Source organism: Stenotrophomonas sp. 01N47, assembly GCF_056399165.1.
This window is the reverse complement of sequence record NZ_JBFTQU010000002.1, coordinates 342,070-356,962: the sequence shown is the minus strand read 5'-3', so window position 1 is coordinate 356,962 and position 14,893 is coordinate 342,070. Positions and strand designations below refer to the sequence as shown.

At 64.2% G+C, this 14,893-nt stretch carries 16 protein-coding genes and 1 tRNA gene; 12 read left to right on the top strand and 5 right to left on the bottom strand.

What is annotated here, in order from left to right:
* Positions 1 to 145: 145 nt before the first annotated feature.
* The 11 genes from fabD (at position 146) to AC1DKR_RS05560 (ending at position 8,959) form a co-directional block, all read left to right on the top strand.
* On the top strand, positions 146 to 1,090 hold the full coding sequence (gene fabD, locus AC1DKR_RS05610) for an ACP S-malonyltransferase (RefSeq protein ID WP_025874079.1): 945 nt from the start codon (positions 146 to 148) through the stop codon (positions 1,088 to 1,090).
* Positions 1,091 to 1,172: 82 nt separating this feature from the next.
* Positions 1,173 to 1,916: a 3-oxoacyl-ACP reductase FabG gene (gene fabG / locus AC1DKR_RS05605; RefSeq protein WP_025874078.1), complete on the top strand. Its 744-nt coding sequence runs from the start codon at positions 1,173 to 1,175 to the stop codon at positions 1,914 to 1,916.
* A gap of 152 nt (positions 1,917 to 2,068) precedes the next feature.
* Entirely contained in the window at positions 2,069 to 2,308 is a 240-nt protein-coding gene (gene acpP / locus AC1DKR_RS05600; protein WP_025874077.1) for an acyl carrier protein, read from the top strand.
* A 145-nt stretch (positions 2,309 to 2,453) separates the two neighbouring features.
* Positions 2,454 to 3,716: a beta-ketoacyl-ACP synthase II gene (gene fabF, locus AC1DKR_RS05595; protein WP_164281031.1), complete on the top strand. Its 1,263-nt coding sequence runs from the start codon at positions 2,454 to 2,456 to the stop codon at positions 3,714 to 3,716.
* Between the two features lie 92 nt (positions 3,717 to 3,808).
* On the top strand, positions 3,809 to 5,173 hold the full coding sequence (locus AC1DKR_RS05590) for an aminodeoxychorismate synthase component I (RefSeq protein WP_478031673.1): 1,365 nt from the start codon (positions 3,809 to 3,811) through the stop codon (positions 5,171 to 5,173).
* Positions 5,174 to 5,386: 213 nt separating this feature from the next.
* The gene (mltG, locus tag AC1DKR_RS05585) at positions 5,387 to 6,448 is read left to right on the top strand and encodes an endolytic transglycosylase MltG (RefSeq protein ID WP_312788098.1); all 1,062 of its coding nucleotides are present in this window, start codon (positions 5,387 to 5,389) and stop codon (positions 6,446 to 6,448) included.
* Positions 6,445 to 7,110: a dTMP kinase gene (gene tmk, locus AC1DKR_RS05580; protein WP_049467276.1), complete on the top strand. Its 666-nt coding sequence runs from the start codon at positions 6,445 to 6,447 to the stop codon at positions 7,108 to 7,110. The genes mltG and tmk overlap by 4 nt, the downstream gene beginning before the upstream one ends.
* Positions 7,107 to 8,063 (top strand): DNA polymerase III subunit delta', encoded by a 957-nt coding sequence (locus AC1DKR_RS05575; RefSeq protein WP_363730153.1) that lies wholly within the window; start codon positions 7,107 to 7,109, stop codon positions 8,061 to 8,063. The genes tmk and AC1DKR_RS05575 overlap by 4 nt, the downstream gene beginning before the upstream one ends.
* Positions 8,060 to 8,413: a PilZ domain-containing protein gene (locus AC1DKR_RS05570; protein ID WP_025874071.1), complete on the top strand. Its 354-nt coding sequence runs from the start codon at positions 8,060 to 8,062 to the stop codon at positions 8,411 to 8,413. The genes AC1DKR_RS05575 and AC1DKR_RS05570 overlap by 4 nt, the downstream gene beginning before the upstream one ends.
* A gap of 132 nt (positions 8,414 to 8,545) precedes the next feature.
* Positions 8,546 to 8,620 (top strand) — tRNA-Val (locus tag AC1DKR_RS05565).
* Between the two features lie 174 nt (positions 8,621 to 8,794).
* Entirely contained in the window at positions 8,795 to 8,959 is a 165-nt protein-coding gene (locus tag AC1DKR_RS05560; RefSeq protein WP_478031664.1) for a YodC family protein, read from the top strand.
* A gap of 53 nt (positions 8,960 to 9,012) precedes the next feature.
* On the opposite strand, the gene AC1DKR_RS05555 is transcribed toward AC1DKR_RS05560, so the two are convergent.
* Positions 9,013 to 9,204, bottom strand: coding sequence for a hypothetical protein (locus AC1DKR_RS05555; protein ID WP_478031659.1), 192 nt, complete (start codon positions 9,202 to 9,204; stop codon positions 9,013 to 9,015).
* Positions 9,205 to 9,339: 135 nt separating this feature from the next.
* Between AC1DKR_RS05555 and AC1DKR_RS05550 the strand changes: the two genes are divergently transcribed.
* Positions 9,340 to 11,700 (top strand): YecA family protein, encoded by a 2,361-nt coding sequence (locus AC1DKR_RS05550; protein ID WP_478031657.1) that lies wholly within the window; start codon positions 9,340 to 9,342, stop codon positions 11,698 to 11,700.
* A gap of 115 nt (positions 11,701 to 11,815) precedes the next feature.
* On the opposite strand, the gene AC1DKR_RS05545 is transcribed toward AC1DKR_RS05550, so the two are convergent.
* From AC1DKR_RS05545 to AC1DKR_RS05530, 4 genes are all read right to left on the bottom strand, one after another.
* Positions 11,816 to 12,193 carry a hypothetical protein gene (locus tag AC1DKR_RS05545; RefSeq protein ID WP_478031655.1) on the bottom strand — a complete coding sequence of 126 codons (378 nt, stop codon included), beginning with the start codon at positions 12,191 to 12,193 and terminating at the stop codon, positions 11,816 to 11,818.
* Positions 12,194 to 12,463: 270 nt separating this feature from the next.
* Complete coding sequence (locus AC1DKR_RS05540) at positions 12,464 to 13,729, bottom strand: phage major capsid protein (protein WP_478031653.1); 1,266 nt, start codon at positions 13,727 to 13,729, stop codon at positions 12,464 to 12,466.
* A 91-nt stretch (positions 13,730 to 13,820) separates the two neighbouring features.
* On the bottom strand, positions 13,821 to 14,123 hold the full coding sequence (locus tag AC1DKR_RS05535; RefSeq protein ID WP_478031651.1) for a hypothetical protein: 303 nt from the start codon (positions 14,121 to 14,123) through the stop codon (positions 13,821 to 13,823).
* Between the two features lie 352 nt (positions 14,124 to 14,475).
* Complete coding sequence (locus AC1DKR_RS05530) at positions 14,476 to 14,892, bottom strand: hypothetical protein (RefSeq protein WP_478031649.1); 417 nt, start codon at positions 14,890 to 14,892, stop codon at positions 14,476 to 14,478.
* Position 14,893: the final 1 nt, after the last annotated feature.

Genomic DNA, 14,893 nt, shown 5'->3' with positions numbered 1-14,893 from the left:
TCGGGTAGTGCCGGCCGCTGGCCGGCATCACCCGCTGGCCGATCCGGCAGGCCGCCTCCATACGCGTGCATACGCGCACGTACAGACGACACGGCATGTTCCCCCTTATCATGGCCCGCTTCGATTGCAACAAGCGGATGACCGCGTGACCGTATCCACCCTCGCTTTTGTCTTCCCCGGTCAGGGCTCGCAGTCTGTGGGCATGCTGGCCGAGCTGGCCGAACTGCACCCGCAGGTGCGTGAGGCCTTCACCGAGGCATCCGATGGTGCCGGCGTCGACCTGTGGGCGTTGTCCCAGGGCGGCCCGGAGGAAATGCTCAACCGTACCGAATACACCCAGCCGGCGCTGCTGGCCGCCAGCATCGGCGCGTGGCGCGCCTGGAATGCCGTGGGCGGTCCGCGTCCGTCGGTTCTGGCGGGCCACAGCCTGGGTGAGTACACCGCCCTGGTCGCCGCTGGCGCCCTCAGCCTGCACGACGGTGCGCACCTGGTGCGCCTGCGCGGCCAGCTGATGCAGGACGCCGCTCCCGCAGGTGTCGGCGCGATGGCCGCCGTGCTCGGCGCTGAAGACCAGCTGGTGCTGGACGTCTGCGCAGAAGCTGCCGGCAGCCAGGTGGTCGTTCCGGCCAACTTCAACTCGCCGGGCCAGATCGTGATCGGCGGCGACGCTGCCGCGGTCGACCGCGCGCTGGCGCTGCTGGCCGAGAAGGGCGTGCGCAAGGCGGTCAAGCTGGCCGTCAGCGTGCCCTCGCATACCCCGCTGATGCGCGAAGCCGCCAACCGTCTGGCCGAAGTGATGGCTGGCCTGTCCTGGCAGCTGCCGCAGCTGCCGGTGGTGCAGAACGTCGACGCCAAGGTGCACGACGGTGTGGACGCGATCCGCGCCGCGCTGGTGCAGCAGTTGTACCAGCCCGTGCAGTGGACCGGCTGCGTGCAGGCGCTGGCCGCCCGTGGCGTCACCCGGATCGCCGAATGCGGCCCGGGCAAGGTGCTGACCGGTCTGGTCAAGCGCATCGACAAGGCCATCGATGGTCGTTCCCTGGCCACCCCGGGCGACTTCGAAACCGCCCGCGAGACGTGGTCGGCCTGATTGCCCCTGTTCCTGCCGACCGTGCCGGTGGCCGCTGCAAGCGGCACGGGTGCGGCGGCCGCCCCAGCCTGAGGAAAACATCATGAGCAAGCCCCTGCAGGGTGAAATCGCACTGGTCACCGGTGCCAGCCGCGGCATTGGTGCCGCCATCGCCGATCTGCTGGCCGCCCAGGGCGCCACCGTCATCGGCACCGCGACCACCGATTCCGGCGCCGCTGCGATCGGCGAACGCTTGGCCGCCCACGGTGGTCATGGCCGCGCGCTGAACGTCACCGACGCTGCCGCGCTCGATGCCGTGCTTGACGGTATCGCCAAGGAATTCGGCCCGATCTCGATCCTGGTCAACAACGCCGGCATCACCCGCGACAACCTGCTGATGCGCATGAAGGAAGACGATTGGGCGTCGATCATCGACACCAACCTGACCAGCGTGTTCCGCACCAGCAAGGCCGTCATGCGCGGCATGATGAAGGCGCGCAAGGGCCGCATCATCAACATCGCCTCGGTGGTGGGCGTGACCGGCAATGCCGGCCAGGCCAACTATGCCGCCGCCAAGGCCGGCATCATCGGTTTCTCCAAGTCGCTGGCCAAGGAAATCGGCTCGCGCGGCGTCACCGTCAATGTGGTCGCGCCGGGGTTCATCGACACCGACATGACCAAGGCGCTGCCGGAAGAAGCGCGTACCGCGCTGATCGGCGACATCGCCCTCGAACGCCTGGGTTCGCCGGAGGACATCGCCCATGCGGTGGCCTTCCTGGCCAGCCCGGCTGCCGGCTACATCACCGGCGAAACTCTCCATGTGAACGGCGGCATGTACATGCCGTAAGCAAGGGGCGCAGGGATCGCGCCGCAAGTGGTTGATCTGCGAGGATTTTTGCTGCAATGCAAGGTCGCGCCGGTTTCCACTACACTATCCCACGGCCATCGCCTTTGATGGCGACCACTTTTGAACCACTACTCCATCTGGAGCGATATCCCATGAGCACCATCGAAGAACGCGTCAAGAAAATCGTCATCGAACAGCTTGGCGTCAAGGAAGAAGAAGTCACCAACAGCGCATCGTTCGTCGATGACCTGGGCGCTGACTCGCTGGACACCGTCGAGCTGGTGATGGCGCTGGAAGAAGAATTCGAGTGCGAGATCCCGGACGAAGAAGCCGAGAAGATCAGCACCGTGCAGGCTGCGATCACCTACATCACGGCCCACGTCAAGGCCTGATGCAGGACGTCAGTGCGCGTGCGGGCGTTGAGCTCGCCGCGCACGACACCCCATGGGGCCGCTGTTTGCGGCCCCGTGTGTTTGCGTACCACACCGAAGTAAACCGCGTTACCCGCAAAGAACGTTCGGGTCAGGAGAATCAGCAATGAAGCGTCGCGTCGTCGTAACCGGCCTGGGTATGGTCTCGCCGTTGGGCAATGATCTGGCCAGCAGCTGGGAAGGCATCACCCACGGTCGTTCGGGCATCGGTCCGCTGACCAACGTTTCTGATGCCTACCTGGAACGGTTCACCACCAAGATCGCAGGTGAGGTCAAAGGCTTTGACATCACCGCCGACAATGAACTGTTCGGCAAGTACCGGGTCAGCGGCAAGGATGCCAAGAAGATGGACCCGTTCATCCATTACGGCCTCGGTGCCGCCTTCATGGCCCTGCATGATTCGGGCCTGGAGATCACCGACGCCAATGCCGACCGCATCGGCGCCATCGTTGGCGCTGGCATCGGCGGCCTGCTCGGCATCGAAGAGCAGACCATCGAGTTCCACGAGGGGAAGAAGATCTCTCCCTTCTACGTGCCCAAGACCATCATCAACATGCTGCCGGGCCAGCTGAGCATCATCAGTGGCCTGAAGGGCCCGTCGTTCTCGGCGGTCTCGGCGTGCGCCACCTCCAACCATTCCATCGGCACCGCCATGCGCATGATCCAGTACGGCGACGCGGACGTGATGGTGGCCGGCGGTGCAGAGCGCGGCTCCTCGCCGACGGCGCTGGGCGGCTTCTGCGCGATGAAGGCGATGAGCACCCGCAACGACGCTCCGGAACAGGCCTCGCGCCCGTGGGACAAGGACCGTGACGGCTTCGTGCTCGGCGACGGCGCCGGCATCCTCATCCTGGAGGAGTACGAGCACGCCAAGGCACGTGGCGCGAAGATCTACTGCGAACTGGCCGGTTTCGGTGCCAGCTCCGACGCGTACCACATGACCGCGCCGAGCGAGAACGGCGAAGGCGCTGCGCGCTGCATGACCATGGCCATGAAGGACGCGGGTGTCACCCCGGATCAGGTCGGTTACCTCAACGCACATGGCACCTCGACCCCGCTGGGCGACCTCGGCGAGACCATGGCGATGAAGACCGCCTTCGGCGACCACGCCTACAAGATGATGGTCAGCTCCACCAAGTCGATGACCGGCCACCTGCTCGGCGCTGCCGGCGGCGTGGAAGCGATCTTCTCGGTGCTGGCAATGCGCGACAACGTGATTCCGCCGACCATCAACCTGCAGCAGCCGGGCGAAGGCTGCGACCTGGACTACGTGCCCAACGAAGCACGCCAGGCCAAGGTCGACGTGGTGATGTCCAATGGCTTCGGCTTCGGCGGCACCAACGGCACGCTGATCTTCAAGCGCGTCTGATCGCACCGGTAGGGTCGAGCCATGCTCGGCTCCGCCAACCACGAGGCCGCCGCAAGGCGGCTTCCGTGTATCCGTCTCCCGAACTGGCTGCCATGACCCACGCCCCGCTGATCCACCCGCTGCCGCACCCGATCGACCTGCTGGCCCTGCAGCAGCGCGACCCGGCGCGTTTCCCGCTGCTGATGGAGTCCACCGCCTCGGGCACTGCGCAGGGCCGCTGGAGCCTGCTGCTGGCCGCGCAGGGCGACACCCTGCAGCTGGACGCCGATGGCCAGGTGCGCGACCAGCACGGCGCGGTGCAGCCCAGCAGCTTCCTGCAGGCGCTGGACCGCGCATGGCAGGCACAGCGGTTGCCGCACGACGGCGGCCACGCGTTGCCGTTCCGCGGTGGCTGGGCGCTGATGCTCGATTACGAAGTGGCCAGTCAGGTAGAACCGGTACTGCCAGCGCGCGCGCGCGATGACGGCCGGCCGACCGCACTTGCCCTGCGCTGCCCGGCCGCCGTGCTGCATGACCACCAGGCTGACACCAGCTTCCTCGTTGCCGAGGCGGGTGAGGCGGCGCTGCTGGACACGCTGGTCGCCTTGGCGGCGGGCGAACTGCCGCCGGCCGGGCAGGGCTGGCAACCGCCGCAGTCGCTCAGCGAAGACGAGCCGCAGCGCTTCACCGATGGCGTGCGCCGGGTGATCGAGTACCTGCGCGCTGGCGATGTGTTCCAGGTGAACCTGTCGCGACGCTGGAGCGCGCACTTCGCCGCGCCGGTCAGCCCGCAGGCGCTGTACGCGCAGCTGCGGCGGGCCAATCCGGCGCCGTTTGCCGGCCTGTTCAGTGCGCACGGCCGGCATGTGGTCAGCTCGTCGCCGGAACGGCTGGTGTCGGTGCATGGCGGCCACGCGCAGACCCGCCCGATCGCCGGCACCCGTCCGCGCTTCGAGGGCGACGACGATGCCGCGCGCATCCAGGAGCTGGTCGGCCATCCCAAGGAGCGCGCCGAGCACGTGATGCTGATCGACCTGGAGCGCAACGATCTCGGGCGCATCTGCTTGCCCGGCACGGTCGTCGTGGATGAGCTGATGACCGTGGAAAGCTACGCCCACGTGCACCACATCGTCAGCAACGTCAGCGGCCACCTGCGCGCGGACGTGACCCCAGGCGAAGTGATCGCCGCCACTTTCCCTGGCGGCACCATCACCGGCTGCCCGAAGGTGCGCTGCATGCAGATCATCAGCGAGCTGGAGCAGGTGCCGCGCGGCGCGTACACCGGTGCGTTCGGCTGGCTGAACTGCGATGGCGACCTGGACCTGAACATCCTGATCCGCACCGCCGAAGTGGACGGCAACGAGGTCAGCTTCCGCACCGGAGCCGGCATCGTGGTCGATTCGGACCCGGACAAGGAACTGGACGAAACCCGGGCCAAGGCGCGCGGCCTGCTGCGGGCGCTGGGGCAGCAGGGCTGAGGGGGCGGCCCCGCCGGTATGGCCCGGCGGGGTGGGTGCCGACCGTTGGTCGGCACGGATGCTCCCATGGCGGTTCATCCACGCATGGCGTGGATCTACTGGAGATGGTGGGTGGGTGCCGACCGTTGGTCGGCACGGATGCGTGGCTCCGATCATGACCCCACACCACCGGCACGGTATCCTGCACGACGGAATCGAGTTCAGAGGTAGTCCATGGCGGGAGCCAAGCGCGGGTGTCTGTTGGTGGTAACGCTGCTGCTGGTGCTGGCCGCCATCGTGGCCGGCGCGGGCGCGTGGTTCTTCTACAAGCAGAGCCAGTTTGCCGACGTGCCGTTGACCCCCAGTGCGGACAGCGTGGTCATCGCCAGCGGCGATGGCATGAACAGCGTGCTGCGCAAGCTGCGCGAGGCCGGCGTGGACGAGGGCCAGGACACCCAGTGGCAGCTGCTGGCGCGCCAGCTGGACGCCGCCGGCAAGCTGAAGGTGGGCGAGTACGCACTGAGCAAGGACCTGACCCCGCGCGAGCTGCTGCTGCGCATGCGCGCGGGCAAGGTGCTGCAGCACCGCGTCACCATCATCGAAGGCTGGAACATCCGCCAGCTGCGCGCCGCGCTCAAACGCGCTGATCCGCTGCTGCACACCACCGACACCCTCGATGACGCAGCACTGATGGACCGCCTCGGTTTCGCCGGCCAGCATCCGGAAGGCCGCTTCCTGCCGGAGACCTACGTCTACCAGCGCGGCGACAGTGACCTGGACATACTCAAGCGTGCCCACGGCGCGATGGAGAAGGCGCTGGACGAAGCCTGGGAAAGCCGCGCCCCGGATCTGCCGATCAACACGCCCTACGAGCTGCTGACGCTGGCGTCGATCATCGAAAAGGAAACCGCGCTGGCCAGCGAGCGACCGCAGATTGCCGGCGTGTTCATGCGCCGCCTGAAGATCGGCATGCGCCTGCAGACCGATCCGACCGTGATCTATGGCATCGGCGCGGCGTACGACGGCAATATCCGCCGCCGCGACCTGACCACCGATACGCCCTACAACACCTACACCCGCTCTGGCCTGACCCCGACCCCGATCGCCATGCCCAGCCGCGATGCGCTGATGGCCGCTGCACAACCGGCACCGGGCGATGCGCTGTACTTCGTCGCGGTGGGCGATGGCAGTGGCGCGCACGTGTTCTCGCCCAGCCTGGACAAACACAACGCCGCCGTAGCCCGCTACCTGCAGCAGCTGCGCCAGCAACGCACCCAGGAGACTCCGGCGCAATGAGTTCCGCGCTGCTTCGCCATCCCCGTTTCGTCAGCCTGGAAGGCGGCGAGGGCGCGGGCAAGACCACCGCCATCAACGCCATCCGCGAGTGCCTGCGCCGCCACGGCCATGAGGTCGTGTTGACCCGCGAGCCCGGTGGCACGCCGCTGGCCGAGCGCATCCGCGGCCTGGTGCTGAAGCCCGATGCCGAGATTGCCGCCGAGCCGCTCAGTGCCGAGGCTGAGCTGCTGCTGGTGTTCGCCGCACGCGCGCAGCATGTGCGCCAGGTGATCCAGCCGGCGCTGCAGCGCGGCGCCTACGTGCTCAGCGATCGCTTCACCGATTCCAGCTACGCCTACCAGGGCGGTGGCCGTGGCCTGGACCCGCAGTGGATCGCTGACCTGGAGCGCCGCGCCGTTGGCCTGCTGCCCGGTTTGACCCTGTTGTTGGACGTGGACGTGGCTGTCGGCCGCGCGCGTGCCAACGGCCGCGATCTGTGGCCGGACCGCATCGAAAGCGAACAGGACGATTTCTTCCAGCGCGTGCGCGAAGTGTTCCGCAGCCGTGCGCAGCAGGACCCGCAGCGTTTCGCGCTGGTTGATGCAGGACAGGTGCAGGAGCGCGTGGCTGCTGATGTGGTTGCGCGTGTCGAGCGCTGGCTGCAGCAAGGGGAGGGCGCATGAGTACGTTCTCGCCCTGGCAGCAGCGCGCGTTCGACCAGACCGTGGCTGCACTGGATGCAGATCGGCTGGGCCATGGCCTGCTGATCTGTGGCCCGGCCGGGCTGGGCAAGCGGGAGGTGGCCCTGGCGCTGGCCGACCACGTGCTGGCACGCGGGGATGCAGCGCATGCCACCCGCACCCGGCAGCTGATTGCCGCCGGCACGCATCCCGACCTGCAGCTGATCGGCTTCATTCCGAACAAGAGCGGCGACAAGCTGCGCACCGAGATCGTGATCGAGCAGGTGCGCGAGATCACCAACAAGCTGGCGTTGACCCCGCAATACGGCGTGGCGCAGGTGGTGATCGTCGACCCGGCCGATGCCATCAATCGTTCGGCCGCCAATGCGCTGCTGAAGACCCTGGAAGAACCGCAGCCCGGGCGCTACCTGTGGTTGATCAGCAGCGACCCCGCGCGTTTGCCGCAGACCGTGCGCAGCCGCTGCCAGCGCCTGGAATTCAAGCTGCCGCCGCGCGAAGAGGCGCTGGCCTGGCTGCAGCAGCAGGGCCACAGCGAGGCCGCCGCGCGTGAGGCGCTGGATGCAGCACGCGGCCATCCCGGGCAGGCCGACAACTGGCTGCGCGAAGATGGCCTGAGCCTGCGTCGCGACGTCGGCCGCGAGCTGGAACAGCTGGCCGCTGGCAAGACCGGCGCGGTGGAGCTGGCGCAGAAGTGGTGCGCCGATGACAACGCGGCGCTGCGCCTGCGCTTCGCTGCCGACCTGGCGCTGGCCCAGGCCAGCACCGATGCCTTGACCACGCCGGAGCGATTGCACAAGCTTGCAGCCTGGTTCGATGCGGCCAACCGCACCCGCGACCTGCTGCGCACCACCGTGCGCGCAGACCTTGCGGTGGTCGAGTTGCTGCTGGCCTGGAACAAGGTGAACGAGCGGCCTGCCGCGAGGGGAAATCGATGAGTGCCAGCAACGCCCGCCAGGGCATCCTGTCCCTGGCAGTGAAGGACAAAGCCGCGCTGTACAGCGCGTACATGCCGTTCGTGAAGAATGGCGGCATCTTCGTGCCCACGCCCAAGCGTTATTTCCTGGGCGATGAGGTGTTCCTGCTGCTGACCCTGCCCGATTCCAGCGAGCGCCTGCCGGTGGCCGGCAAGGTGATCTGGGTGACTCCGGCCGGTGCGCAGGGCAACCGCACCGCCGGCATCGGCGTGCAGCTGGCCGATGGCCAGGAAGGCGAGACGGTGCGCCACAAGATCGAAACGATCCTGGCCGGTCTGACCGGTTCGGACAAGCCGACGCATACGATGTGAGGTTGCGGATTGGCCTGCCCGGTGGGGCCGGGCGATGCCCGGCTGATCGGGGAAATGGGCCGGGAAACAGGATGTGAAAAGGTGTTGACGCCCTGAAAAACCGCCCTATAATGAGCGGCTCAGCAACACACCGGGCGGTTAGCTCAGCGGTAGAGCATTGCCTTCACACGGCAAGGGTCACAGGTTCGATCCCTGTACCGCCCACCATTTAAAATCAGTGTGTTACAAGAAAACCGGCGAAAGCCGGTTTTTTGTTCTCCTGCACCGCTCCTACAAAGCGCAAGATTGCGCTGTGTACTGCGCTCGCCATCTTGTTTTTGCATCTGTCTGGCTCCAAGTTCCTACAGCCCGCTTGGGCATCAACCAGAACAGGGAATAGACATGGATTTCAAAGCTGGTGACGTTGTAAAGCTGAAGAGTGGCGGCCTCCCCATGACCATTGCGTGGATCAATAGCGGTGAGGCACGGTGCGAGTGGTTCGATACGAAGTATGAGCCTCAGGCTCGGAGCTTTGCATTGGCTCTTCTTGTGCACGCCGACTCGTAAAAAGGCGATTGTCCCCGCCCGGCAGGCCGCGGCGGGGACGCTACGAACTGATTTCATCGAGCATTGAGCGCAGCCCTTAGGGCGCTGCTACTGGTGGTCGCCGCCGTCTTGCTGCTGGCCGCCTCGATCCGGTCCAACCGATCCACCACCTGCGCGAGCAGAGCATTGCTCTGCTGCACCGCCGCCGTGGTCGCAGCCTGCGCCTTGTTGTCCACCACCAGGTCAAACGAGGCGCGAGCGATCATCCACAGGATGAACTAAAGCTCTGGCAAGTTGGGTCGACACGAATTAGCTTTCAGGTACAGCTTTCCTGCTTAAGGGCCAAGGTGATGGGCAGTCGAAAAGGAAAGGGCCGGAAGCCGGCTCGGAAGCAACGGGCCGTGCCCGATGAAGTGGCCGAGTTTGGACCGATCCGACTCGCGAGGTTTGGACGTGACGTGTACACAACTACGTCATGGCGGGAAGGCGAACACGAACGGTTTCTTGCAGACCAGGCGGCAGCTCTACCAAGGGTAGTGGAGGAAATTGACGGCGCGGTTCGGCGCGCCGCAGAGATTGCGCGAACGATTGAGCCCCTGGCGCTGCTCCATCGCGCTTGGTGGGAATATTCGGCGGCACATATCGGTGTGAACGCGGAAGACGAAATCGGCCGCGAGCAAGTCATGGCTACTCGCATGATGGATTACGTGCAAAGCCTCATTGCCGGGGTTCCGAACTACTCTGGCTCACTGGCGCTGACTGATGAGATATGGGAGGAGCTGCGGACGGCTGTTACATTCATTTTCACCGCAGTGAATTCCACTTACGTGATCAGCGAACAGGCTTCGCGCACGCTTGCCGGGGAGCAAATTGATCACGAGGCCGAGGTGATCAAGCATATCGCCCAGCTGACCTGGTGCAACATCAGAGGCCGACAATACCCCTATCATCAAGTTAGGGCCATTCGAGACTTGATTGAGCCTCACGAGGCTCAGATCACGGCAGTTTGGGGGGTCTCTGCTAATCAGCTCTGTGACGGCCTTGGCAACATATGGGCGTCCCTGACTACGGGGCTAGGCGACGAGCTCGCCCGGCTCAACGGGTACAGGGAAAAGTATGGGGCGCGAGTTGCAAACGGAGTGACAGTGGACGAGGAGCACGAACCAGAGTTTTACGCGTATGTAAAGGCTCTAAAGGAACTGTTTGAAGGTTACAGACTTTTCGACGTCCAGTGTCTGGCCCAGCTTCCTACGGAGCTCCTTCGACAGCTGTCTTGGTTGCCCGGAGAAGATCAGGAGTTTTTTGCCGATGGGAAATTCGCTGGATGGCCATTTCGCAGTTGGCCGATCTTCAAAAGACCTTTCATAGGAGTAGATGGACGCTACTATTGCTTTGACTCAACATCGCTTTTTGATCGCATATATAGAGTCCTTGAGAAAATTGTCTTCGCGTCAGGGTCAAAGAATAAGCAGGATTGGATCGACGTCCGAGCGAGGGTTACGGAGGAGTTGCCTTTTCGATACTTGCTTCAATTGTTACCCACTGCGAACGTGTATAGGTCGGTTTACTACCCGACCGGACAGGGCGAAAGGAGCCTTGCAGAGCTAGATGGCCTGCTCGCATGGGGCGACCATCTATTCTTAGTGGAGGTCAAGTCGGGGTCCTTTACGCCGACGTCGCCGTACCTTGACCCGGTCGCATTCACTGAATCACTGAAAACTCTTGTCGGAAAGCCGGCTGAACAGGGGCGCCGATTTCTAAGCTACCTTCAGAAGAACGGTGAATCCCCACTGTTCGATAGTTCGCGCCAGCAGATCGGAGCGCTCAGACTGAGTGACTACCGTCATGTGTCCATCCTCGCCGTTAGTCTGGACTCGTTCACCGAAATTGCTGCCCAGGCGAGGCGTGCAACGTCCCTTGGTGTAAATCTTGGGTCAGATCCGCTTTGGGCGCTCTCGATCGACGATTTGCGAGTATACGCCGATGTTTTTAGCGCGCCGGTCGAGTTCCTGCACTTCGTTGAGCAGCGAACTCTTGCCTCTCAGTGTCCTTCTCTTGAGCTCAACGATGAGTTGGATCACTTGGGGCTCTACCTGGAGTTCAATCACTATTCGACCTACGCCAGCCGAATGGCAGCGGGCGGGGCTAGCCTCACGTTCAGCGGTTACAGGCACAACGTCGATAAGTACTTCAACGCGCTGCTTTGGGACCCTGACGCCCCGAATCCGCTTCGCCAGAAGATGCCGGATCGACTGCGTGAGCTGATAGATCATGTTTCGCCGAATGAGTTGCCAGGAGTGGCTCGCATGGTGGCTGCATTGCTAGACCTATCCGGAGAGGCTAGGCAGCAATTGCTCGAATACGTTGATACGGCGCTAGAGGATTGGTCGCGAGCCCGACCGTTCTCGATAGGCGGCGATGGGTGCATTACCCTCAGCGTGTGGAAGCACGACTGGACCGAAGCGGATCTACACCAGGCCCTTTTGGTTGCACGTGCCAATTCCCTAATTGGGAGAAGCCGTGGCAGGTTGTGCTTGTGCCTGCGTTACTCGGCGGAGTCTGCTCTTCTTGAAGCTCGGTGGAGCTTTGTTGATGAATCGCCTGAAGAACTGGAAAGCGATCAAGATACGGCGGAATTGGCGGCGCACTTCGTAGCTCGAAGAGTCGGCCAAGCGAGAGGCTCAGGCAAAATTGGACGCAATGACCTTTGCCCATGCGGTAGCGGAGATAAGTACAAGAAGTGTTGTCTTGGAAGGCCTTGAGATTCTTCTATTTTTGTCGGTCGCTCCTCAACGAGTAAATATTCTCAACTTGTTCCAGAGTGGGGGCGTGGGCATCAAGCACCGCGCCCCTCCTTTCTGAGCTGTCATTGCTGGCTCAGTGAAAGAAGCGCTCGTCGTGGTCATGTTCATCTTGCGGGTGGCTGACCTTTGACTCATCCGTCGGCGTGGCCCCGAGCTTGGAGAGCATCGCGCTTAGCGCGTGCGTGGATGACACGCTGAGATCCTGGCCTATCTCCATGCGAGCGGCCAGGATGCACACCTGGCGCAACAGTAGGCGGTGAGCGGCATTGAGCCAAGGCATGTTGGTGGCGCACTCCTTCCAGACCCGTGCCTGTGCGGCGGTCATGCCCTTGTAGGGGGTGCCGATGGGTTCGGGATTGGCTGGCTCCGAGCGGTTCTTGTACCGGCCTGGGTCCTTGATGGTGGCACCCGATACGCGGGCCTTCTTGGTAGGGGTTCGTGGCTTTGCCATAGGGTCTCCTTCGCCCGTGAGGGTCGTATTTCCAATTGCGGATGCGCGAAGAAAGGGGGGCGCACGTATCGCCAGCGGATCGACCAAAACTTTTCGCCTCCCCATACGGTCCATGCATTCATTCGTATGGTTGCGGCCGAAGAACGAGAAAGGCCCGTTGCCGGGCCTGCTCGGGACGCTCAGTGGCCTAAGAGTGCACCGCGTCCTGCCGGTGTTGTTGCGGACACCGCCGGCTGGTCCTGGCCTGTGAACCTGCAGGCCCACCCTTACTCATTCCGCAGCGGGCCGCACGCCAGTGATGACGGTGAACTGCTGCGGGTAGTTGATGACCACATCCGCGCGCATGTGGCACAGGAAGCCAATCTCGCCGGTCTTGGCGTACGCCTCGCGCAGCAGCTGGACGGACAGCGCTTCGCGCATCAGGAAGTACAGGCCGTTGAAGTTGCCAACGAAGATCTCGCTGGCGTCATCGGACGTACCAGCGTCCACATCGGTAGGCAGCTGGCTGGTCGGGACGAACGACATGTCATCAATCAGGCGCGGGCGCTGGAGCGGCTGGCCGGTGGTGTCGGTCAGGCCTTCGAAGTCCATCAGCGTGCGGGTGGCCATGATCGCGGCAGTCGGAGCCGGTGCGTTCACGTCGATGATCGAACCGTAGGCATTGAGCAGCGGGCGGAAGCTTGCCAGCGCTGCGCCATTGGCGCCCATCGATACAGTGTTGATGCCAGCCGTATTGCGCAGGCCACGCGGCTCAGGCGCGGTGCCAGAGCCGAGCAGGCCCACACGATCCAGCTCCTTTGCGAACGCCTGTCCAATCACCTGGCGCAGCGCGCGGTCCACGTCAGCACCATCGGCCAGCAGCTCACGGGACACGCGCACGATGCAGGCCAAGCTGCGCGGGGTGGACTGCACTGAGCGCAGAGTGGGCTCGCTCTCGCTGATGTTGCCCAGCTCATTGCGCCAGGTGGCGGTAGGCAGAGTGTCGATTGCTGCGGTGGATACCGACTTGGCGCCGCTGCCCATCGGCACGATGCCCGCGCCCGCCTGCAGCAGCGAGGACGCCGGGACCAGTGCGGACAGGATGCCCGGCATCACCACGTCCGGCACTGCGTAGCCGCCTGCACTGTCGGTGCCGACTGCGAGCGAAGCCATCACGGCCTCGGTGCTGCTCATGCCGGCTACGCCACGCATGAAGTCGGTAAGCGTGGTTTCGCCAGCGCGCGGCTTGTCATCGCCGTCGCGGCGGCTGGCGTAGTGCGCACGGAAATCGGCCGGAGTGCGCAGCACCTTGATGCCGCCGCCGTCCAGGTCCGCAGCGGGCGCATCGGTTGATCCGCCGCCGTTCATCTGCCACGCGGCCAGTGCGGTGCTGTTCTCGTCCACCTGCTGACGCACAGCGTCCACGTCTGCGGTGTGCTTGGCCTTGAACTGGTCAAAGGCCTCGTTGAGCTTGGCGACGATGCCGGCCACGTCGGTCGGCTCGCCCTCTGCGCGTACGGCCTGGATGCCGCGTGCGATCTTGGTTGGCTTGGTCATACTGGGCTCCTGTGTAGGAGTCCAGTGTCCGTATCAGGCGCAGCCCCAACCATCAGCTATCGTGGGGTTGCATGGAGTTGCGTTGCCCAATCTACTGCCTGTGTGCCTCAAGCCAGCGCGCGGCATCGAGCAGGCGATAGGTGATCTTGTGCTTGCCGCCGCCGAGTGCGTAGCTTTCCGGTGCAGTGCCTTCCCTACGCTTGTTCGCCAGCGTGCCAGGTGCGATGCCGATCAGCTTGGCCAAGTCTGCCTCGCCAATGCGCCCATCTGCACTGAGCCACATTCCGTGATGCTCTGCCTGCTGGCGTAGCAGTGCAGCGGTTGCGTCAGCGCGGCCGTCCATTGTTGCGCGCAATGCGTCCAGGCTGTGCGCGAGCGTGCTACTCGGTTTCAAGGTTCCTCCTGGTGGTGAACGTGGTGCATCGGGTGCGCCCGGTGCAGTCCTGCGCCCCGTGCCTCAGTTGTCATCCGTGACGTGGTGTCACCCGTGTGCAGCGCGCGGCCGGCCAGGTTGAAGGGTGCAATCGGCGACATGGCAAAGGGTGCAACCAGCGGTGCGTGCGAAGGGTGCAATCTGCGCAGTGCCGGCAACGCACAGAGCGTTAGCAGCAGGAGCGGTGAAGCAACAGCGCCAAGCGTCCGCTGCGCTCCCGCTTGGTAGATATCTATAAGGGGGGCCCCTGAGGGGTGTAAAAAACCGGCGATTTGCCAGTATTTACACCCCTCACGGGTGTTTATGGTCTGGCTCATGCTGCTTTTGCACCCCTCAGGGGTGTTAGGTGGTCCCCTGAGGGGTGTTGAGATTGCGTTTCGGTTTGCACCCCTGAGGGGTGTTGAAGATGCGTTTTCCGCCAATCGTTGCGTGGTGGGCCTGCGGCTATCTCCAGGTTCTTGCCTGCGCATCGATCGATGCCCTCCCAAGTGATCGCGTACAGGTGGCATTGCTTCTTGATGCCGTGCCGCGTCTGCACGATGAAACCGGCCTCTTCCAGCTGTGTGAGCAGTTCCTTGCTCTTGCTCGCTGCGCATACACCGGCCGCCTCCACCATCGACTTGGTGGCGCTCAGGTCGCCGTTGTTGCGCCCGTTGTACTGGGCAGCCAGGAACAGCAGCATCTTCATCGCCGCACCGCTGAGGGCGAAGAAGCCCGGCGACTGGATCATG